The 21,056-nt window shown below is 27.3% G+C and carries 20 protein-coding genes; 2 read left to right on the top strand and 18 right to left on the bottom strand.

All coding sequences use genetic code 11. From position 1 onward, the window contains the following. Positions 1–116: 116 nt before the first annotated feature. The 14 genes from ABCP60_RS00590 to ABCP60_RS00525 form a co-directional block, all read right to left on the bottom strand. On the bottom strand, positions 117–311 hold the full coding sequence (locus ABCP60_RS00590; RefSeq protein ID WP_092927134.1) for a hypothetical protein: 195 nt from the start codon (positions 309–311) through the stop codon (positions 117–119). Positions 312–657: 346 nt separating this feature from the next. After that, positions 658–1,173: a VanZ family protein gene (locus ABCP60_RS00585; protein WP_092927136.1), complete on the bottom strand. Its 516-nt coding sequence runs from the start codon at positions 1,171–1,173 to the stop codon at positions 658–660. A 93-nt stretch (positions 1,174–1,266) separates the two neighbouring features. After that, positions 1,267–2,037 (bottom strand): hypothetical protein, encoded by a 771-nt coding sequence (locus ABCP60_RS00580; RefSeq protein WP_195928300.1) that lies wholly within the window; start codon positions 2,035–2,037, stop codon positions 1,267–1,269. After that, positions 2,030–2,509 (bottom strand): RNA polymerase sigma factor, encoded by a 480-nt coding sequence (locus ABCP60_RS00575; protein ID WP_092927140.1) that lies wholly within the window; start codon positions 2,507–2,509, stop codon positions 2,030–2,032. Before ABCP60_RS00575 ends, ABCP60_RS00580 begins: the two co-directional genes overlap by 8 nt. 206 nt (positions 2,510–2,715) lie before the next feature. Continuing rightward, positions 2,716–3,162, bottom strand: coding sequence for a GyrI-like domain-containing protein (locus ABCP60_RS00570; protein WP_330677986.1), 447 nt, complete (start codon positions 3,160–3,162; stop codon positions 2,716–2,718). A 21-nt stretch (positions 3,163–3,183) separates the two neighbouring features. Further along, the gene (locus ABCP60_RS00565) at positions 3,184–3,339 is read right to left on the bottom strand and encodes a hypothetical protein (protein ID WP_330405564.1); all 156 of its coding nucleotides are present in this window, start codon (positions 3,337–3,339) and stop codon (positions 3,184–3,186) included. Between the two features lie 156 nt (positions 3,340–3,495). Then, positions 3,496–5,697: a GGDEF domain-containing protein gene (locus ABCP60_RS00560; protein WP_166504928.1), complete on the bottom strand. Its 2,202-nt coding sequence runs from the start codon at positions 5,695–5,697 to the stop codon at positions 3,496–3,498. A gap of 672 nt (positions 5,698–6,369) precedes the next feature. Continuing rightward, a complete protein-coding gene (locus ABCP60_RS00555; protein ID WP_343101026.1) occupies positions 6,370–7,068 on the bottom strand; it encodes a LytTR family DNA-binding domain-containing protein in 699 nt (232 codons plus the stop codon). A 357-nt stretch (positions 7,069–7,425) separates the two neighbouring features. Then, a complete protein-coding gene (locus ABCP60_RS00550) occupies positions 7,426–7,545 on the bottom strand; it encodes a hypothetical protein (RefSeq protein ID WP_330405563.1) in 120 nt (39 codons plus the stop codon). Between the two features lie 142 nt (positions 7,546–7,687). Next, complete coding sequence (locus ABCP60_RS00545) at positions 7,688–8,749, bottom strand: SH3 domain-containing protein (protein ID WP_343101025.1); 1,062 nt, start codon at positions 8,747–8,749, stop codon at positions 7,688–7,690. A 951-nt stretch (positions 8,750–9,700) separates the two neighbouring features. Beyond that, the gene (locus ABCP60_RS00540) at positions 9,701–10,468 is read right to left on the bottom strand and encodes an ABC transporter ATP-binding protein (RefSeq protein ID WP_271892027.1); all 768 of its coding nucleotides are present in this window, start codon (positions 10,466–10,468) and stop codon (positions 9,701–9,703) included. Beyond that, positions 10,468–11,559: an iron ABC transporter permease gene (locus tag ABCP60_RS00535; protein ID WP_242871347.1), complete on the bottom strand. Its 1,092-nt coding sequence runs from the start codon at positions 11,557–11,559 to the stop codon at positions 10,468–10,470. Before ABCP60_RS00535 ends, ABCP60_RS00540 begins: the two co-directional genes overlap by 1 nt. A gap of 10 nt (positions 11,560–11,569) precedes the next feature. After that, entirely contained in the window at positions 11,570–12,583 is a 1,014-nt protein-coding gene (locus tag ABCP60_RS00530) for an ABC transporter substrate-binding protein (protein ID WP_343101024.1), read from the bottom strand. 348 nt (positions 12,584–12,931) lie between these two features. Continuing rightward, positions 12,932–13,870: an ROK family protein gene (locus ABCP60_RS00525; RefSeq protein ID WP_343101023.1), complete on the bottom strand. Its 939-nt coding sequence runs from the start codon at positions 13,868–13,870 to the stop codon at positions 12,932–12,934. 249 nt (positions 13,871–14,119) lie between these two features. Here ABCP60_RS00525 and ABCP60_RS00520 point away from each other — a divergent pair, with 249 nt between their 5' ends. Both ABCP60_RS00520 and ABCP60_RS00515 read left to right on the top strand, forming a co-directional pair. After that, complete coding sequence (locus ABCP60_RS00520) at positions 14,120–14,662, top strand: hypothetical protein (protein ID WP_343101022.1); 543 nt, start codon at positions 14,120–14,122, stop codon at positions 14,660–14,662. A 107-nt stretch (positions 14,663–14,769) separates the two neighbouring features. Next, on the top strand, positions 14,770–15,957 hold the full coding sequence (locus ABCP60_RS00515) for a cyclopropane-fatty-acyl-phospholipid synthase family protein (RefSeq protein ID WP_092927158.1): 1,188 nt from the start codon (positions 14,770–14,772) through the stop codon (positions 15,955–15,957). 124 nt (positions 15,958–16,081) lie between these two features. Here ABCP60_RS00515 and dnaJ read toward each other — a convergent pair whose 3' ends face one another. The 4 genes from dnaJ to hrcA all read right to left on the bottom strand — a co-directional run bounded on the left by dnaJ (position 16,082) and on the right by hrcA (position 20,972). Further along, positions 16,082–17,236 (bottom strand): molecular chaperone DnaJ, encoded by a 1,155-nt coding sequence (dnaJ, locus tag ABCP60_RS00510; protein ID WP_166504913.1) that lies wholly within the window; start codon positions 17,234–17,236, stop codon positions 16,082–16,084. 148 nt (positions 17,237–17,384) lie between these two features. Further along, a complete protein-coding gene (gene dnaK / locus ABCP60_RS00505; RefSeq protein WP_166504912.1) occupies positions 17,385–19,223 on the bottom strand; it encodes a molecular chaperone DnaK in 1,839 nt (612 codons plus the stop codon). Between the two features lie 156 nt (positions 19,224–19,379). Beyond that, positions 19,380–19,937 (bottom strand): nucleotide exchange factor GrpE, encoded by a 558-nt coding sequence (gene grpE / locus ABCP60_RS00500; protein ID WP_207741676.1) that lies wholly within the window; start codon positions 19,935–19,937, stop codon positions 19,380–19,382. A gap of 18 nt (positions 19,938–19,955) precedes the next feature. After that, on the bottom strand, positions 19,956–20,972 hold the full coding sequence (gene hrcA, locus ABCP60_RS00495; protein WP_092927166.1) for a heat-inducible transcriptional repressor HrcA: 1,017 nt from the start codon (positions 20,970–20,972) through the stop codon (positions 19,956–19,958). Between the last annotated feature and the right edge of the window lie 84 nt (positions 20,973–21,056).

Raw genomic sequence — 21,056 nt, 5'->3', positions numbered from 1 at the left:
TATTGCTTATGATATCATTTTAAGTTTAATGTCCTTATATACTCTCTTTTCCCAGTTAAAATTTTTTAATACAAATAAAAAAGGAAGTTTTAAATCACTCCCATTTTTACACTATCCTACAATTCTGTATTAGTTTCAAGTGCTTCCACTATCCTTATAATATCAACCTTAAAAAAATTAACTCCACCTATACACATTCTATCATCTGTATTTTCGTCAACTAAATAAACTAATTCTTCTAATTTTTCCTTAGATAAGCCTTTTAAATGTTCTTCTAATGCTTTAACTTCTTGTTCATATGTTGGTCTCATTTTAATTTCTCCTATTTATTTAAAATTTGATATGGATATCCCTATTTTGAGTAAGAATCTGTAAGTTATTTAATATTCTCACTTTTTATAATAATTTATACCCAAATTAATCATTATAATTCTAACTATATTTCTTAATATATATTATATATAATACTAAGAGAATACTTCAATAATTTTCTTTAGCTTTTAAACTTACTCTTAAATCAAATAAGATTTTATTAGCTTAATAAATATAGTAAATAAAAAAGATATAAGCATCTTAGTCATAGCAGACTATACAACCTATATCTTTAAATATTATATTTAAACACTTAGCTTTACTTATTATATTTTTTACTATAATCTAATTGTACATAAATATCCCTATTAATATAATAGATACAATCAACATAATTATAGTACTACAGATAGTTATAAAGCTTTTTACTTTATTATCATATTTAAATATACTTTTAATGATAGTATAAATACCTATTCCAATAATCCCACCAATCGTATTTGTTATAATATCAGTTATATCACTAGCACCTATACCTAATATATATTGACTAATTTCAAATATAAAACTTATTATAACTATTATACATATACTTTTAGATATCCTTACATCCTTTATTATCATATTTATATATATCCCAAATGGTATAAATAAAATTATATTCCCATATATATCCATTTTATTAAATTTACCCTTAAATATATCATTAAATGGAATTATATTAAGTGTCTGTGAAAAAAACCTATCATTACTGAATATCTCTAATGGAGATACATATTTAAACAAAATATTCCACAAAATAAACAATAAATAGAAAATAAATCCCATAATAAATAGAGTATTAATTATTTTCTTGCGCATTTAATTTCCCCCTAGTTTTATATTAAACGTCTTATACCTACAATATAATTATATTGTAGGTATAAATTATCATATTTAATTATAACTTAAACTCTACTTAGTATCTATAACTTCATGTGCCATTTTAACTAATTCATCTTGTGATAAATTGCCATCTCTAACTAGGAAATTATAGTAAATACCATTTTGCTTCCAATTTAAATATTTAACCTCACTTACCTCTATTTCTTTAGATCCATAGCTAAACACATATTTACCAGATAACTCATCTTTTTTATCTTGTTCTGTCATTTCATAATCACCTGGTACAAGCTTATTTTTATATACATTATAATATATCTCTATACCTTTATAAGTATCAACCACTGTTTCTCTATTGGATTTTTCACCTAATATTCCTTCTTGCATTGAAAGATTTATTTTATCCTTGCCATTTTTATAAACAAAATCTATTGTTTTTGACTTCTCAAGTGAACTTCCTTCCTCATCGATACCTTCATAATTTGTAGTGTATCCATTTTCAAATACATATCCATTACTAAATTTATCTACTAACTTCGGTTCAAAACCAAAATCTTCTTTTACTTCTTTATCTGTTGGCATATCAGTATAAATTGGTATATTACTAGAGTGTCCAACTATAGAAAGCATTTTCCCTGCTGCAAATACAGTTGTCCCTAATGCCATAGTTGCCACTAAAGCGGCTATAATCCTTTTTTTAGCCGATACCTTCTTATACACTTTTCTATCTTCCATTTCACTATTCCCCCTTTTTTCTGGTAAGTTATCTAAAGTATCTCTTACCATATTTTTAAAACTTTGTGGTGTATCTAAAAAAATATTATTTAAATTTTTTTTATTCATAAATTACCTCCATATTTTTTAACTTTATTTTTAATAGCTTTCTTCCTTTTGATAATCTACTTTTTACAGTTCCTGAAGGTATTTTTAAAATTTCTTTAATTTCATCCACGCAATACCCTTCTATATAGTAAAGAACTATTGTAATACGAATTCGTGGAGGTAATTTACAAATAGCCAAATATAGTTCACTATAGTCTTTTTTATCATCATTGTAAACTTCAATGCATTCTTCATAAGGTACTACTTTACTTGCTCTACGTTTTAAACTATAGCATTCATTTATAAGTATTCTAATTAACCAAGTTTTAAAATACTTCTCTTCTTTTAATGTATTCAATTTATCATAAGCTTTTAAAATTGCTCCTTGAACTGCATCCTCACAATCTTGGTCATAAATCAAGATTGACTTAGAAACATGATATAAAGTATGTTCAGCTTCAAGAACTTTCTCTATAAATGTACTTTTATTCAATATACTTCCTACCTTTCCTTGCAAATTATAGCGCTATTTCTTTGCTTTACACTAATTAGATGTTTTAATAGAACAAACGGTTCATTTTATTTTAAAATTTTTTAAACTTAAATTTGTAATTTAATTGCAATCAAAAAGCATCTAGCTTTAAACTAAATGCCTATATTTTATATTATTAAATTATTTTTTATTTTTAAATATGTATTTTATATTCTCTCTACTTTGTATCTAAGCACTGTTTTTAACTTTTCAGGTTCAGTCTTTCTAAAATCTGATAAATATATTTCTCTATGAACTTTAGTCCTTAATCTTAAATTATTTTCATCACAAAACTTTTGCATGATTTCAAAAGTTATAGGCTCATCATCATAAAATCCAATATGTAACATTTGTACAGATAAACTATCTTTAATACTTTCAAATTTCACCTTATCTAATAATCTATGTGGCTTTTTCCTTTTTACTTTTTCCATGGCTCTATTAAATACTTCATCATTTACAAAGCTAGGTTGTCTAATCATTAGTGTATATATTAGCTCATTTTTATCTAAATATTCTAGCCCTCTTCCATTTTCTTTTAAATCCCATAATCCTTCTAGAGGATATACTGTATATTCAAAATATCCTTCTGGTATATTATCACTTTTATGCATCATTCTAACTGTATAAGCTAATTAATATAACACTCCTATAGCTTCACTAAATTCCTCACTATTTGGATTACTTCGCCCCTTTATAGTAAAAAATTTAAACTCTGGTATTTCTATTAACTGCGGTTTTTGCTTTGGTATGTAATATTCCTTTTCTTTTTTTCTCCACTCGTGCTTCATACTTACCTCCTTTATTATTTAATAGCTATCTAAATAATATTATACATTCTTTTTGGTTCAAATTGGCAACACTAAGTGTTTAACTAAAAGAGCCTACTATCTTTGTCATAAAAAATAAAAGAGTATCAATATATTAATACTCTTTTATATAAATAGCTATTTATTTCCTTTTAAAATTTTTTTTAATTTACATATATCTAATGGCCTATAATAAACATACCCTTGTACCATGTCACATCTAAACTCCCTAAGTATATCTACTTGCTCTCTACTTTCTATTCCTTCACAAACTACATCGATGTTATACTCCTTGGCTAAATTAATAATAGCCTTTAATAAACTCTTAGTCTTTTCATCTTCTTCTATATCAATTGATAAAGTCCTATCTATCTTTAAAACATCTATATCAAGTCTCTTTAAATTGCTTAGATTTGAAGAACCTGTTCCAAAATCATCCATAGAAACCTTGATACCTAGGCTTTTTATATCTCTTATTCTATTATTAATATAATCAATATCATTTAAGGCTGCAGTTTCTGTTATCTCAAATTCTAAGTATTCTGGTGAAATATCATATCTCTTCATAGTATTTCTTATATAATCTATTAGATTATTTTGATAAAGCTCTACCCTCGATAAATTTATAGCGATAGGAACTATATTATCTTTATTTACTTCGCATTTTTTTATTTCTTTGCAAACTTCTTTTATAACCCATCTTCCTATAAGATTTATATCTCCATTTTTCTCAGCTATTGGTATAAATATATTTGGTGATATATATCCTACATCTTTATGTTTCCACCTTATTAAAGCTTCTGCAGATACTATCTTTTCACTATTAATATCTACCTTAGGTTGATATAATATTTCAAATTCTTCATTTTTTAAAGATCTTTTTAAATCCCTTTCTACTATCAGCTTTTGTTGTATCTTATACTCTAGTTCATCATTATATAAATAGTATAATTTATCTCCTACTTTTTTTGATTCTATCCTAGACTTATTTGCATTATCTAAAGCCTTATCAATTTCAATACATTCCTTTTTCATCTTAAATACACCTATATGGGTATTTAATTCTAATTTTTTATTAATATAACGTTGCTTTGTAACATGCTTATTTATATACTCGATTTTTTTTTCAAAGTCTTCATCGTCCTCTATTTTGAATAATAGTGTGAATATATCTTCCCCTATTCTTGCACTAATATTTTCAAACTCTATACTTCTTATATTATCAGCTATCATCTTCAATACCTTATCTCCCTTATCATAGCCAAATAATTCATTTATAGCTTTGAAATTCTTTATATCAAATGCCACTATTACACAAACATAATCCTTAGCCCTATTTAATATTATCTTTTTTGCATCTAATTTAAACTTTAACAAATTTCTAAGATTAGTTAAGGAATCTACATAACTAGCTTCTTCTAATTCTTTTTTATTTTTTATATCTTCATAAGTACCAATAATTACGTATAAGAATAATGACAATATAATTGTAAATAAAGATAATTTTATTGTACTATGTGTTCCTGTAAATACTTTTGCTATAGGAACTATAGATATAGCATACCAATTGTTACTGTTTTTTACCTTATTATAAGCAATTACATTTTTTTCCCCATGTTCATCAAAACTATCTATACCATTATTTCCTTTTTCATTGATTAATTTTAATATTATATCTCTATACATGCCTAAATTTTCTTTAGACCCTAACACTATGTTCCCATTAGAAGTAACAATATATACCTTTACTTTATCTGAAAATGTATTATTTACTAAATTTTTATCTAATATCTCCTTAGGTTCAATCCCTACAATTGCTCCTTTGATTTTTCCATTTATAATTAATGGTCTTGAATATACTGTATCTAGTTCATATTCTAATCTATTTTCTATAAGTTTACTTACATGGTTACCCCCAGATATGGCTTTTTTAAAATACTCTCTATCCCCTACATATACCTTTTTATCATTATCACCTATATTTATGTACCCATCCATACCCACTATGCCTATGTACTTAAATAAACTTCCACTACTAATTCTATTTATATTTTTTAAAAATATGTCTTCATTATACTTATCTTTGTATTTTTTCATATCTTCGTTTATATATTTATTTATATAATCTAATTTCTCCATTCCATTGTATATATCTATAGATACTTTATTCGAAACCTGCCTATTAAACTCTCTTATACTTCTTTTAGATTCTTCATACAGGTTCATTTCTACTTTGGTTATAAATATTATACTTATTAATGTTATTAACAATATCCCCTTCATTCGCTTTAACATTGATTTAACATTAAATACACTCATGCTTGTGTTGTTGCTATCCATTCTAATTCCTCGTAATTTTTTACATTAGATTTCTTATTTTTAATTATTATACTATATTTTTTAATCCTTTTATATGTTAAAATTAAAATACCACTTCAAAAAAATTCCTCTGAAGTGGTATTTAACTTAATTTATTTGCTTTTTTTAAAACTTTCTAATAATATAATTTTATCTATTCCCTTTTAACTACTATGACATTTAACTATAATATACTGCCCCTTATTTATTGATATTTATTACTCATATATAAACACATTATAAAACACCCCATATAAATTACAAACAAAATTGCTAGATTCATAAAATACTCTCCCACACTTTAATATTTATTAGCATTTTTTTGATATTATTAATCTACCTTATATGTATTATTAAAAAATTTATTTTCCCCCAACTCTACACACATAATTATTTATTTAATTCAAAGTTTTTTTATTTTTCATTAAATATCTAAATTTATATAATATAAATAATATATCTATACTTTTTATAATCATCTCGATGTTGTTTACATATAGATCCCACCAAATATATGATAATCCTAATCAAAATCAAAATCAATTTATTTCCTTTTCATTTTCAATAATTTTATGTAAATAGCAATTTTAAAGTATAATTTAGATTTATATATTAATAATAAATTTACCTATAGACATGTTCATCAAATACTATTTAGCATGAACAATTTCCAAATAAATTATCTAATCTTATCTTAAGTTCTTTATTCTTAGATCTACTTATAGGTATTTCAAATCCTCCTATAATTATAGATTTTTCCCTTAGTTCTTGGATTTTCTTTAAATTTACTAAATAACTATGATGACATCTGTAAAAGTTATAACCTAAAACTTTTCCTTCTAATCTTCTCATACTAGCTTCGATAGTATAAGTTTTTTCTTCTGTATATATTGTAACTTCTTTTTTCCTAACCTCAGCATAAAGTATATCTCTAACTGGCAATACTAAAGTTTTTTTCCTAGATTGTATGGATATTATACTATGTTTTTCTAAATATTCTTTTATAGACTTTCTAAGCTGAAGTCTTATTTCCTCATACTTTAAAGGCTTAGCTAAGCATCTATAAGCTCTTGTTTCAAAAATATAATCTGCTGGCGTAGTAAACATTACCTCTACATTCTTATCAATTTCCCTTATTTTTCTGGCAATATCCGTGCTGCTTATTCCGTTAATTTTAATGTCTAAAAATAATATATCTAAATTTTTAGGATAGTCATTTAATAATTCTTCTTTACAAGAGTATTTAAGCAAATTATATTCTATACTCTCCTCTTTTAAAATTTTATCTATATGCTTTTCTAATATTCCTATATTTAATACATCATCATCGCAAATGGCTAACGTAAAGCTCATATTTACTCCCCCTATGTTTCTATATTTAAATTAAAATAAATATCAATAGAGATTTATAAAATTAAAATCTTTATATGTAAAAAAATATTGTCATCTTTATATTACTATATTTTTAATTTATAAACTACTTTTATCTAATATATAATTAGTAGGATATACATTTTTACATTAATTAATAAAACAAATAACTAATATAACCTTCCTAAATAAAAATAAAAGCCTTCTTTTTTAATATTTTAAAAGAAGGCTTTTGTTTAAGTTTAATCATATATTATATTTCTATTTTTTTCAAAACACCTAAAAATGTTGCTAAGTCATTATCTGGCGTACTTATATGTCTTATATTAAATGTATCTACTAAGTATTGAAGCACATTAGGACGTCTTGAAGTGCTGCTATTTCTGAAGTCTTTCCACATACTCCAACTTTAGTACATCCCTTACTTCCTGATGTTTGTTCACATTGATAACAAAACATCGGATAATCAATATAGTACCTCCTTATTTTTTCATTCTATAATAGATTTACTATATTTCGTCTATATATAATTACTTATAAAATTTTATTTAAACAAAAGCCAAGATTAAATTAATTTAATCTTGGCTTTTTCAATTTATATTTATCCTAATATTTGTATTTCTATATTTTGTCTACCAAAGTTTGTACATTGTTGCTCACTACCCATGAATATATCTATCTTATTACCTTTTATAGCTCCACCACAGTCTTCTGCAACGAATACTTTGTCAAACATAGGTATATAAACTTTAGTTCCATAAGGTATAACAGATGGATCTACTGCTATTGTTCCCCACTTAGGAGTAGCTCCTGTAGCTGTTATGCTATGTCCTGAATAAGCACTTGCATTTACAGTAAGTTTACGCCCTTTAGTGTTTGATGTAGCTTTCTCTTCCTTAACTGGCTCTTTTTTCTCAACTACATTAGATTTACTTGCTGAAGTCTTTGGACTATCTGACGTAGTATTTGATACTACATTATTTACTTTTTCTACTCTTTCTAATTGTTGCATTTGAGCTAATTCTTGTTGTCTTTTAGCCTCTTCTTCTTTTTGCTTTCTTTCTTGAGATTCTGTTAATACATATTCAGCAGAAACCCAACCAGTTTTTTCTTCTTTTTTATCATCATTTGAAGCTTCTTTTTCTGATTTTGTAGCTTCATCTTCTACTAACTTAACTTGGTGCCATACTTCTTTTGTATCTTTATTTTCATCTTTAATCTCTGCTGTTTTTAACACTTCAACAACAGTATTATTCTTTAATGTTTCTAACTTTTCTTCATCTGTAGATGGTCCTTTTCTTAAGTTTAATTCATCTACATTTACCTTAGCTTTTTCTTTAACTGTAAATTCACCACTTACCCAACCTTCTTTTCCATCAGAAAGTTTTATCTTATCCCATCCATCTTTAGTTTCTAATACTTCTACGACAGAACCTTCTTTTAAAGCACCTATTTTGTCTTCATCTTCAGATGGTCCTTTTCTTATATTTAATATATCTGCAACTACTATTTCATTGTTTTCTATTTTCATTTCTTGTTTTTTATCTGAATTTACTTCCACTTTGTTATCTGCATATATATTCCCAGCTGATGCGTACATCCCACCTATTACTAATCCTAATGCCAATATCGTTGATTTATTCATTCTCTTTTTCAAACTCATAAAAACCTCCTAATAAGTAAAATTATATATTATTAACTATCTCATATTTTTTAATTCATATTCTTTTGTTTGTTACTTTTTTGTAACTTTTCTTAACTTGTTATTAATCTTAATACACTTTTTAGGATTTGTAAACACCATTTTAGGCAAAAATTAAAAAAGGGTAACAAATTAGTTACAAATTGTAACAGTCTTAATCTATTGAAGTTCCAACGTTTCTTAAACATTAGATTTTGCTAAAAAATTTTAAAAAATTTTTTTTAAAAAATAGCTATTTAAGCATAAATTTTTGCCTAAATAGCTATTTTAATCATACTTACTAACTATTATTTTTACTAGTAATTAGTAAAAAATAGTTACAATATTAGCTTCATTTTTTATTTTTATATTCATATATAAATTTTATTAAAAACATTAAATTTATATATGAAATTTATAGTCAAATTAAGCTGTAACTTTTGCTTTTTTAGCTTTTACCATTCTTAGGTGATAATAATTTACTCTTAACAACTTATAAAAAATATTCATGTATAAAATCATCTAATGATAAAATATTTAATAAAAAATTAACGATATTATATGATTTAAAGTCTTATATCAGTGTTATTTTATCTGTTAATTTATACTAATATTTAATACTAAAATAAGTTTATAGATATCCATGTAAATTAATTTATAAAACCTAGTTATTTCAAGATATCCACCTTATTTTTTATTATTTTTTTCAATTTTTTCTTCTATTTAAAATGAAACCTGTAAAATATATTTATTTTTTATATTTAATATAAATTTTATAATTTAAGTCTATTAAGTTATTTTTAAAGTATAAGTAAACTATAAAGAACGAATATTTTGACTTTTGTACAATAATTAAACAATATCTACAAATATAAAAGTAGTAGTTTTAAATCCTATTAAAACTACTACTTTATTTATATATTATTTATTTACCTACTTATATATATTATAAGAAATACTCACTAATTTACCATTTTCATCCTTGTTAATTATAGCATCAACCTCGTAAACTTCTTTTATAAGTTCTTTAGTCATAACTTCACTAGGAGTCCCATATGCTATAATTTTTCCATCCTTTAAAACATATATTTTATCACAATACATTAATGCAATATTTAAATCATGTATTGCAGCTATTACTTCTATATTTAATCCTTTTACAATACTCATTAACTGCAATTGATGCTTGATGTCTAAATGATTTGTAGGTTCATCTAATACTAAGCAATCCGTTTGTTGAGCAAGTGCTCTTGCTAGTATTATTCTCTGTTGCTCTCCTCCTGATAAAGTATTGAAACTTCTTTCCTTAAAATCTATCATACCTACTTTTTCTAAAGCATCATCAACTATTTCAAAGTCTTCTTTAGAATCTCTCTCCATTATCTTTTTATGAGGTGATCTTCCCATAAGAACAATATCATATACCTTAAAATCAAAATCATAATAGTTATGTTGAGATAATACAGCTAATTTCTTAGCACTCTCCTTAATAGGTATAGTTGATAAATCTTCATCCCCTAACATAATAACTCCGCTAGATGGCTTTAAATTTCTGTAGATACATTTTAAGAGAGTGGATTTTCCACTCCCATTTGGACCTATTATTCCAACAAATTCTTTATTTTCAACATTTATATCTATTCCTTTTAATATGTCATTGTTACCAATACTTAGTTTTACACCTTCTGTTTTTATATGCATTAACTTTTACCTCCAAAACCATAAGTCTTTCTAATCATCAACCAAACAAAACAAGGTGAGCCTATAATAGATATAAGAATTCCTATAGGTATTTCCGTTCCTTTTATTATACTTCTGGATAATACATCTGCCCATATCATAAATATTGCACCTAATATAGAAGCTACTGGGATTAACTTTTTATGATCTGTACCAAATATCATTCTAACTATATGAGGTATAATAAGACCCACAAATCCTATCATCCCAGACGAATAAACTAATAGTCCTATCATAAGAGAGGTTATAATAAGGTATAAATGTCTATATTTATGAAGGTCAGTTCCTAGTGTAACTGCAACTTCATCCCCAAGTAACATTAAGTTTAAAATTCTAGATTGAGTAGCGAAAAATACTAACCCAATTAATATAGAAGGAAGTATAAATACTATTTGTTCCCATTTAGCACCAGCTAGGCTTCCCATAAGCCAAAAAGTTATCTTTTGCACACCTTGTGCGTCATCTGTGATATAAATTATAAAACTAGAAAATGCACTACATACAGAACTAAGTGCCATACCTGCTAATAATAATTTTACAGAGTTTGCTCTTCCTCCTATATTAGATATAATTAAGACTGATATAGATACTGCAAATGCTCCTATAAACCCTGCAATCCCAATATAGTTTCCACCAAATACACTTCCAACTCCTAACATTATGGCTAATGTTGCACCTAGTGATGCTCCTGATGATACTCCTAATATATATGGGTCTGCTAATGGGTTTTTTACTATAGCTTGCATAACTATTCCAACTACAGATAAACCTATTCCAACTGCAATAGCAAGAACTATTCTTGGTAATCTTATAAGCCATACTACATCATGAACTGCGCCATTTGATATTACTTCATTTTGACTTAAATTAAATATCTTATTTATTATAATAGTGTAAACTTCTCGAATGCTTATATCTACTGAACCGATTGTTACAGCAAATCCTATCGATAAAAATAATAATACTAATAATACAACAGAAACACCTATATATATAGGTGTCTCCTTAAATAATTTTTTCTTACTTGATGATAGATTCATTCTATTCTCCATAAAGTTGCTCCTACTTATTTAAGTTTGGATATAATCCTTTTGCAAATACATTTATTCCATCTATTGTCCTTATCCCACTGCAATACATATCTCCTAGTGGTATAGGGTTAACTCTATTATTTTTTACTGCTTTTAAGCTTGAAAGAGCAGGATTTTTTAGTATTTTATCAACTTCTTCTTGCACTGCTTTTTCATCTCCTCTGTTCATGTAAACGACAAATATTGAATCTGGATTTAATTTTATTAAATCTTCTTCTCCAATATTTCCACCTTCAGGATTTAATACTTTACCACCTAATCTAGTTACCATATCTCCACCTAAAGTTTTTGCCCCATAAGTATATATCTTACCATCCATATACTCTATTATTAAAGTTGTTTGTTCTTTTTGGCCTTTAACATTTTTAGATGCTTCACCTATCTTTGTATTTATTTCATCAGTTATTTTCTCAGCTTTATCTTCTACATTAAATATTTTTCCTAGGTTTAGTATATCTGTAATTTCATTTTCAACGGTTCTTTCTTCAGCCACTCCACTATTTAGAGCCATATATGTATTTATACCATTTTTGTGCCAATAATCAACATCACCTAACTTCTTGTCATCAAATAAAGAGTGCCAAGATAATATAAAGTCTGGTTGCTCCATTAATACAGTTTCTTTATCTGGCGCAAATTGGTCTGAATAATTTATTTTAGAGAAAGCTTTTTTATATTCATCTTTAACTTCATGATCAAGTCCTGCTGCTAATTTTATTTTATCCTCTAACCCTAATGCTAACATAGTTTCTATTGAGTTTTGATATATAGCAACAACATTTTCTGGCTCTTTTTCAAAAGTTATTTCTACTGGTTCTTTTTTATAATTATGAGTTGTTATAGTAACTGGATAATGTGAATTAGTTTTACTTGATGACTTTACATCACTTTCAGTTTTTTCAGTTTTTGTTCCACTACATCCTGTTATTCCTAGTATCATTATAGAACTTAATATTATAGCTATACTTTTTTTCAATTTTTTCATATTATTCCCCCAAATTTTGTCATTTAACTATTGATATTATAACACACATTTATTTTGTTTTATTGTCGAAATTTACGGACAATTATGTCGTTATTGTGTCATTTTTAGGACATCTTATATAAATTTAATATTTGTTCAAATTTTATCTACTAATTATGTATTTATTTTGGGATATAAACCTTTTGCAAAAGTTTTTATAATAAAAGTATAATCACTTTATTTTAATGTTAGCTCTAAATAAAAATTTAAAAACACTATGTCCTAAGTATTGCCTTTAAAAATTTACATAAAAATAAATCTTAAGAATATTTTTTCTTAAGATTTATTTTTAGATAGTTATGTTTATTTTTAACTTAAAAATGCTGCTCCTATTATACCTGCATCGGCTCCTAAATTTGCACATACTATGTCTGCAAATTCATTGTTTTTAAATACAAGCTGCTCTCTTACTAATTCTTTTAATCCAGAAAGTATAATATCACTAGCTCTTGACACTCCTCCACCTAGTGATATTATATCTGGGTCTAATGTGTTTACTATATTAGCTATTGCCTTGGATAAGTAAAGTTTAAATCTATTTATAGTTTCTACTGCCACTTCATCATTTTCTCTATAAGCATCAAACACTATTTTAGCATTTATATCTTCTGCATTACCATTTGCCATATCTAATATTATACTTGCTCTTCCTTCTTTTATTAGCCTTTGTGCATACTTTATTATGGCTGTTGCCGAGCAAAAGGTTTCTAAACACCCGTTATTTCCACAATTACAGTCAAAGTAATTCTCACCTATTATAACATGTCCTAGTTCAGATCCCATACCATGTGCACCTGAAAATGCTTTACCGTTTATTATTATTCCACCGCCTACACCAGTTCCTAGTGTATACATAACAGCACAATTTTTTCCTTTCATACTACCTGATTTAGCTTCTGCTAATGCTGCAACTGTTGCATCGTTTTCAGCATATACATCAATCTCATTAAATTTATTTTTTAAAGACTCTATAAAATTAACGTCTTTCCAACCTAAGTTTACAGCAGTTGCCATACCTTGTTTATTTATAAAACCTGGTACACCAAATCCTATAGACTTTATATCTCTCATATCTAAATTATTTTCTTTTAGTAATCCCCTCACTAAGTATTCTATATCATTCATAACATTTTCAAATCCATCTAAAGAATTAGTCTTACACTCTTTTCTAAAAAGTATTTCACCATTTTCATTAACTATCCCTGCTTGTATTCCTGTTCCTCCAATATCCACTCCTACAAAATACATGCTTCTCCTCCTTAGTAAATCTAATTATAACATGGTAATTTTTTAACTTAATTATATTATAAATGCTACCTTAATTTAATTCTATCTTATATTATTAATTTTTTTACCAAAATTTAAATTATTTATTTTTTTCTAAAAATAAATTCCTTTTCAATTGAAAATACAATCTAAAAAAACATTTTCTTTATTATATATTTCCAATGATTTATACTATATAGTATATATAATAACAACTTAAGGGGGTTTATTATGGAAAGATTTGAGAGATTAAAGTTATTTAAAGATATACAAAAAGTATCAGATAAATATAAGAATTTGCAACTTAAAGATGGTAATAAAGAAATAGAAGACAATATAAAATTAAATTCACTACTTGGATTTTATAAGGAAAAAATAGATGATATAACAAACCGTTCTAATATGTTGTTAATAAAAACTAAGGATGAATTAAAAGACAAAAATTTTAAAGATATACATAAAGTTTTAGTAGATTTAAATACTTTCTCACTTCAAAAATTTAAATCAGTAAAAGATGAAAATATAGATTCAACTACTGTTATGGCAGTAACTCATGCTACAGTTGATGAACTTAATCTTATAAATGAATCTATAAGAAATAAAGAGTATTTAAACGATAAATATACATACTTTTATATTTATGAAAAAGTTTTATTAAATGCATTCATAACATTCCTGGCTTTAAAGGAGATGGATATGAATAAAAAAACTATCTCAGACCTTTCTCAGGGTATATTTACCCAACTTCAAACATTAGCGATAATATCTATATAAAATTAAAAAAATAGGAATGTATTTAAATATATTTCTATTTTTTATATAATATTTTGTTTTCATATGGTAATTTTTGGGTATGGTTTTTATAGAGGTGAAAAATTATTATGAACAGCATAGACAAAATATTTATAAAAGAATTTCTTTCAAAACTTGACTCAAGTACATTTGAGGTAAAACTTTGGGATGGAGAAGAATTCTTAATTGGGCAAGATGAGCCTAAGTTTAAGGTTTACTTTAATAAGCCAATTAGTAAAAAAGATTTATTAAATAGTACATCGTTAGCTTTAGGGGAAGCATACATGAAAAAAGATATTGATATTGATGGTGATTTACTACTAGTCTTAGATGCTTTATTTAGCTGTCAAAAAGAACATTTTCATACTAACTTTGCAAAATTATCAAAACTATTCCATAAAGCAGGAAATGAAAAGAATCAAAAATTAGAGGTTTGTTCTCACTATGATATAGGAAATGATTTCTATAGCCTTTGGCTAGACGATACTTTAAGTTATTCTTGTGCTTACTTCGAAAATGATGATGATACTTTATACCAAGCTCAAATGAACAAAATACATCATATTTTAAAAAAATTAGATCTATCAGAAGGTGAAACTTTACTAGATATAGGATGTGGTTGGGGATATCTTCTTATAGAAGCCGCTAAGAAATATAAAATTAAAGGAACTGGTATTACACTAAGTGAGGAACAATATAAAAGATTTAATGAAAGAATAGTAGAGGAAGGACTTCAAGACTATTTACAAGTAAAACTTATGGACTATAGAAATCTTGAAACATCTGGTATGATGTTTGATAAAATTGTAAGTGTTGGTATGTTAGAACATGTTGGTCGTGAACACTATGATTTATACTTTAAAAATGTAAATAGTGTATTAAAACCTAAAGGGTTATTCTTATTACATTATATAAGTGGTTTAGTTGAATCTCCTGGCGATGCTTGGATTAGAAAATACATATTCCCAGGTGGAGTTATTCCTTCACTACGTGAAATTATAGACTTACTTCCTAAATATAATTTTTATACATTAGATGTTGAAAGTTTAAGAAGACATTATACTAAAACTTTAGTTGAGTGGTATAAAAACTTTGATAAACAAAGAGATGTTGTAGAGGATATGTTTGATGAAGAATTCGTAAGAATGTGGGACTTATACCTTTCTTCTTGTGCTGCTTGTTTTAATAATGGAGTTATAGACCTACATCAGATCTTAATGAGCAAAGGTGTTAATAATGAAATAAGTATGACAAGAGAATATATTTATAAAGATTAAAAAATGAGTAAATTTTATTCTATAATTTTTTAAATTATATTATGAAATGTGTACATTTTAAAAAAAAGAGACATAGTTTAAACTATGTCTCTTTTATCTTTTGTTATATTTACTTGTTTATAAATTACTTTCTTTTAAACATGTCTTCTATTTTTTGTCCAAAAGTCTTTTTCTTTTCGTGAACATCTTCTCCACATTCTTTAGCAAATTCTCTTAGTATTTCTTTTTGCTTTTCATTTAATTTCTTAGGAGTATCAACTATAACCTTAACATATTGGTCACCTCTTGAGTTACCTCTAAGTCTTGGTATACCTTTTTCTCTTAGTCTAAATACAGTTCCAGTTTGAGTTCCTTCTGGTATTGTATACTTAACTTTTCCATCTAGTGTTGGAACTTCTATTTCATCTCCTAATGCAGCTTGAACAAATGTTATTGGCATATCAAAGTATATGTCAGTTCCTTCTCTTGTAAATAATGGATGAGGTTTAACATTAACTATTATATATAAATCTCCTCTTGGTCCACCTTTAGATCCAACTTCACCTTGACCTGATAATTTTATCATTTGTCCATCATCTATACCTGCTGGTATATCAACTTCTATAGTCTTAACTTTTCTATTATATCCCTTACCGTGACACTTTGGACATGGTGATTCTATAACTTCACCTTCTCCATTACAAGCACTACAAGGTCTACTTGATGCTATATTACCAAATGGAGTTCTTTGAACAGTTCTAACTTCTCCAGTACCATTACATGTTGGACAAGTTTTCTTAGATGTTCCTGGCTTAGCTCCGCTTCCATGGCATTCTTCGCACTCTTCACTTCTATTTATCTTTACAGATACTTTCTTTCCAAATGCAGCTTCTTCAAAGCTTATACTAACACTTTGTTTTATATCTGCTCCACGCTCTGGACCTCTTCTTCTGGCTCTACCACTGCTAAATCCACCTCCGAATATATCACCAAACATGTCACCAAATATATCTTCAAATCCACCGAATCCTTGACCACCAAATCCTCCTTGGCCACCAAATCCTCCTTGACCGTTTACACCATCATGTCCGAATTGATCGTACATTTGTCTTTTACTATCATCTGATAATACTTCGTACGCTTCATTTATTTCCTTGAATTTTTCTTCTGCTTCTTTATCACCAGGATTTCTATCTGGGTGATACTTCATAGCAAGTTTTCTATATGCTTTTTTAAGGGCTTGAGCATCGGCACTTTTATCTACACCAAGCACCTCATAATAATCTCTCTTAGCACTCATTATTTGTCACCACCTTTATTATTACAAAATAATAGCTTGTAGAATATCATACTACAAGCTATTATTATTTTTAAGTATTAGTATATAACTATCTACTTATGAAAAGATACTCTTTTCTATTATATATTAAACTATATATTTTCGTAACCTATTTTTCGTCATTTACTTCTGTGAAGTCAGCATCTACAACGTTATCGTCTTGAGCACCTTGACCAGTTTCGCCACCCTGAGCCCCAGCCTCAGCTTGTGCTTGTTGATACATCATTTCAGAAACCTTATGGAATTTGTTCATAACTTCATCCATAGCTTTTCTTATTTCTTCACCTGTTGACTCTTCTTTATCTTTAACTGCCTTAAGTTCAGCTATTGCAGCTTCTATAGCACTCTTATCTTCAGCGCTTACTTTGTCACCTAATTCATTTAAAGTTTTTTCTGTTTGGTATATAGTTGAATCAGCTTGGTTTAATGCTTCTATTTTATCTTTCTTTTGCTTATCAGCTTCAGCATTCATTTCAGCTTCTTTAACTTTCTTTTCTATTTCTTCTTCACTTAAATTAGTTCCAGAAGTTATAGTAACTTTTTGCTCTTTTCCAGTTCCTAAGTCTTTAGCAGTAACGTGAACTATACCGTTAGCATCTATATCGAAAGTAACTTCTATTTGAGGTATTCCTCTTGGAGCTGGTGGTATATCAGTTAATTGGAATCTACCTAAAGTAGTGTTATCATATGACATACTTCTTTCACCTTGAAGAACATGTATATCAACAGCAGTTTGGTTATCAGCAGCAGTTGAGAATACTTGTGACTTCTTAGTTGGTATTGTAGTGTTTCTTTCTATTATTTTAGTCATTACGTTACCCATAGTTTCTATACCTAATGATAATGGAGTAACATCTAGAAGTAATAAATCATTAACATCTCCAGATAATACACCTGCTTGTATAGCAGCACCTGCAGCAACACATTCGTCTGGGTTTAATCCTTTGTGTGGCTCTTTTCCTATGAATTTCTTAACAGCTTCTTGAACAGCTGGTATTCTTGTAGAACCACCAACTAATAATACATCATCTATATCAGAAGTTGAAAGACCTGCATCTTGTAATGCCCTTCTTGTTGGTTCCATAGTTTTTTCTACTAAATGAGCAGTTAACTCATCAAACTTAGCTCTTGATATATCCATAGTTAAGTGTTTTGGACCTTCAGCAGTAGCTGTTATGAAAGGTAAGTTTACATTAGTTGTCATTGTTGATGATAACTCTTTTTTAGCCTTTTCAGCAGCTTCTTTTAATCTTTGAAGAGCCATATTATCATTTCTTAAGTCTACACCTTCAGCTTTTTTGAATTCTTCAGCTAAGTAGTCTATTAATACTTGGTCAAAGTCATCTCCACCTAATCTGTTGTTACCAGCAGTAGCTAAAACTTCGAAAGTTCCATCTCCTATTTCAAGAACTGAAACGTCAAATGTTCCTCCACCTAAGTCAAATACTAATATTTTTTTATCTTGGTCTAACTTATCCATACCATAAGCAAGTGCAGCAGCAGTTGGCTCATTTATTATTCTCTTAACATCAAGTCCTGCTATTCTACCTGCATCTTTTGTTGCTTGTCTTTGAGCATCTGTGAAGTATGCTGGAACTGTTATAACAGCTTCAGTTACAGGTTGCCCTAAGTAGCTTTCTGCGTCTGCTTTTAATTTTTGTAAGATTATAGCTGATATTTCTTGTGGTGTATAATCTTTACCATCTATATTAACTTTGTAATCTGTTCCCATGTGAGTTTTTATTGATATTATAGTTCTATCTGCATTTGTAACAGCTTGTCTTTTTGCAGGCTCCCCTACTATTCTGTCTCCGTCCTTAGTAAATGCTACTACTGATGGAGTAGTTCTCATACCTTCTGCATTAGTTATTATTTGTGGTTCTCCACCTTCTAATACTGCTACACAAGAGTTTGTTGTTCCTAAGTCAATTCCTATTATTTTTCCCATGACCAAATTCCTCCTAAATAATTTTTTATGATTTTTATTCTATATAGAATTTAGTTATTATTTATTTTATATATTTAAATATCTAAGTTCTAATTTTGCTAGAACATAAGATATATTTTAGCTAAATTCTTAAACTTTATTGCTATTTATATCAAACTAGCAAGATACTTTAACCATACTTGGTCTTAATACTTTATTTCCTAGTTTGTATCCTTTTTGAAGTACCATTACAACCTTATTTGCTTCAACTCCATCAACACTTTCTTGCATTACTGCTAAGTGTAAATTTGGATCAAAGTCTGCATTTTCAGCTTCTATTGCTTCAACTCCATACTTTGTAAGTATTCCTTGAAGTTGCTTATATACTAAGTCTATTCCTTGGTACATACTTCCTTCTTTGTCATCACAAGCTTCTAAAGCTCTTTCCATACTATCGATAACAGGTATTATATCGTTTAGTATTTTTTCATTTGCAAATAATCCTATAGTTTCTTTTTCTTCATTTGTTCTTCTTCTATAGTTTGCATATTCTGCTTGAAGTCTTTGATGCTTATCATTAAGAGCCTCTAATTCTTCTCTTAATTTATTTTCTTCTAATTTGTCATTTATATCTGTAACATTGTCTTCTACAACTTCCTCAGTCGTTTCTTCAATTTCACTTGAAGTTTCTAATTCTTCTTTTACATTTTCTTTTTCTAAATTATTTTCTTGCAATATGTTACACCCCTTAATCTATTTTTTGTTAAAAATCAAACTCATATAATTAACAATTGTATAAATCTTAGCATAGTCCATTCTTGTAGGCCCTATAAAACTTATACGCCCTACTAGATCTCTACTTATATTATAAGTTGCTGTAACTATACTACAATCTTGCGCTAACTCAAAATCATTATCACTACCAATGATTATATTAACATTATCCTTCTGTATACCTTTTGACTTAGCCATACTAGATATCATTTCCTTATGTTCTAGCATATGTAAAAATGACTTGGCCTTAAGTACATCATTAAATTCGGGATAGTTAAATATATTAGTTGCTCCACTTAGTGAAATTGATGTATCATCATTGGTATCAAAATTTAGTGCATCTATTAATTCATCTATTAACACTGCATGTTCACTTATTTCATATTTTATAAATGCTATAAGTTTTTCATCTAAATCAACTATACTTTTTCCTGATAATTTTCTAGTTAGATTGTCAGAAATTATGTTTAATTTTGATTGATCTAAATGAGTGTTAGTAGCTAAATTTACATTTTTTATATCACCTTTATCTGTAACAACTATTAATAAAATGTTGTTATCACTCATACTAACTAACTGTATGTGTTTTATAACACTTTGATTAACTAAGTTTTTAGTAACAGCTACAGTTGTATAATTAGTAATTTCTGATAATAGCTTAGAAGTCTCATGAATTAAATCTCTTATATCATTAACATTTTTATTTATACAACTCTCTATTAAAATTTTCTCTTCGTCACTAAGTTCACTTTGACTCATAAGAGAATCTACATAAAGCTTGTATCCTTTCTCAGATGGAACTCTACCTGCCGAGGTATGTGGCTGGATTAAATATCCTAATTCTTCAAGGTCAGCCATTTCATTCCTTATAGTGGCAGCACTTACACCTAAGTCATGTTTTTTTGATATAGTTCGTGAGCCTACAGCCTCAGCTGTTTCTATATAATCTTTAACTATAGCTTTGAGGATCTTTAATTTTCTTTCATTTAATTCCATCACCTTCACTCCTCGCTGTTAGCACTCACTACTTTCGAGTGCTAAAAAGATTATATATATTATATATCATTTTATTTTATTCTT

It is taken from the genome of Romboutsia sp. MSSM.1001216sp_RTP31141st1_G3_RTP31141_220114 (assembly GCF_039031195.1).
Classification (GTDB): Bacteria; Bacillota; Clostridia; order Peptostreptococcales; family Peptostreptococcaceae; genus Romboutsia_C; species Romboutsia_C hominis.
Note: the sequence above shows the minus strand (reverse complement) of the source record. Positions and strands in the feature narration are given on the sequence as shown.

Excerpts from the sequence above, each read along its gene's own strand:
- ABCP60_RS00545 (WP_343101025.1), bottom strand. The coding sequence starts at position 8,749 with ATGAGTTTGAAAAAGAGAATGAATAAATCAACGATATTGGCATTAGGA.
- ABCP60_RS00565 (WP_330405564.1), bottom strand. The coding sequence starts at position 3,339 with ATGAAGCACGAGTGGAGAAAAAAAGAAAAGGAATATTACATACCAAAG.
- ABCP60_RS00520 (WP_343101022.1), top strand. The coding sequence starts at position 14,120 with ATGGAAAGATTTGAGAGATTAAAGTTATTTAAAGATATACAAAAAGTA.
- ABCP60_RS00535 (WP_242871347.1), bottom strand. The coding sequence starts at position 11,559 with ATGGAGAATAGAATGAATCTATCATCAAGTAAGAAAAAATTATTTAAG.
- hrcA (WP_092927166.1), bottom strand. The coding sequence starts at position 20,972 with ATGGAATTAAATGAAAGAAAATTAAAGATCCTCAAAGCTATAGTTAAA.
- ABCP60_RS00590 (WP_092927134.1), bottom strand. The coding sequence starts at position 311 with ATGAGACCAACATATGAACAAGAAGTTAAAGCATTAGAAGAACATTTA.
- dnaJ (WP_166504913.1), bottom strand. The coding sequence starts at position 17,236 with ATGAGTGCTAAGAGAGATTATTATGAGGTGCTTGGTGTAGATAAAAGT.
- ABCP60_RS00530 (WP_343101024.1), bottom strand. The coding sequence starts at position 12,583 with ATGAAAAAATTGAAAAAAAGTATAGCTATAATATTAAGTTCTATAATG.
- ABCP60_RS00525 (WP_343101023.1), bottom strand. The coding sequence starts at position 13,870 with ATGTATTTTGTAGGAGTGGATATTGGAGGAACAGGAATACAAGCAGGG.
- ABCP60_RS00515 (WP_092927158.1), top strand. The coding sequence starts at position 14,770 with ATGAACAGCATAGACAAAATATTTATAAAAGAATTTCTTTCAAAACTT.
- ABCP60_RS00550 (WP_330405563.1), bottom strand. The coding sequence starts at position 7,545 with ATGTTTTGTTATCAATGTGAACAAACATCAGGAAGTAAGGGATGTACT.
- dnaK (WP_166504912.1), bottom strand. The coding sequence starts at position 19,223 with ATGGGAAAAATAATAGGAATTGACTTAGGAACAACAAACTCTTGTGTA.
- ABCP60_RS00585 (WP_092927136.1), bottom strand. The coding sequence starts at position 1,173 with ATGCGCAAGAAAATAATTAATACTCTATTTATTATGGGATTTATTTTC.
- ABCP60_RS00580 (WP_195928300.1), bottom strand. The coding sequence starts at position 2,037 with ATGAATAAAAAAAATTTAAATAATATTTTTTTAGATACACCACAAAGT.
- ABCP60_RS00570 (WP_330677986.1), bottom strand. The coding sequence starts at position 3,162 with ATGCATAAAAGTGATAATATACCAGAAGGATATTTTGAATATACAGTA.
- ABCP60_RS00555 (WP_343101026.1), bottom strand. The coding sequence starts at position 7,068 with ATGAGCTTTACGTTAGCCATTTGCGATGATGATGTATTAAATATAGGA.
- ABCP60_RS00540 (WP_271892027.1), bottom strand. The coding sequence starts at position 10,468 with ATGCATATAAAAACAGAAGGTGTAAAACTAAGTATTGGTAACAATGAC.
- ABCP60_RS00560 (WP_166504928.1), bottom strand. The coding sequence starts at position 5,697 with ATGGATAGCAACAACACAAGCATGAGTGTATTTAATGTTAAATCAATG.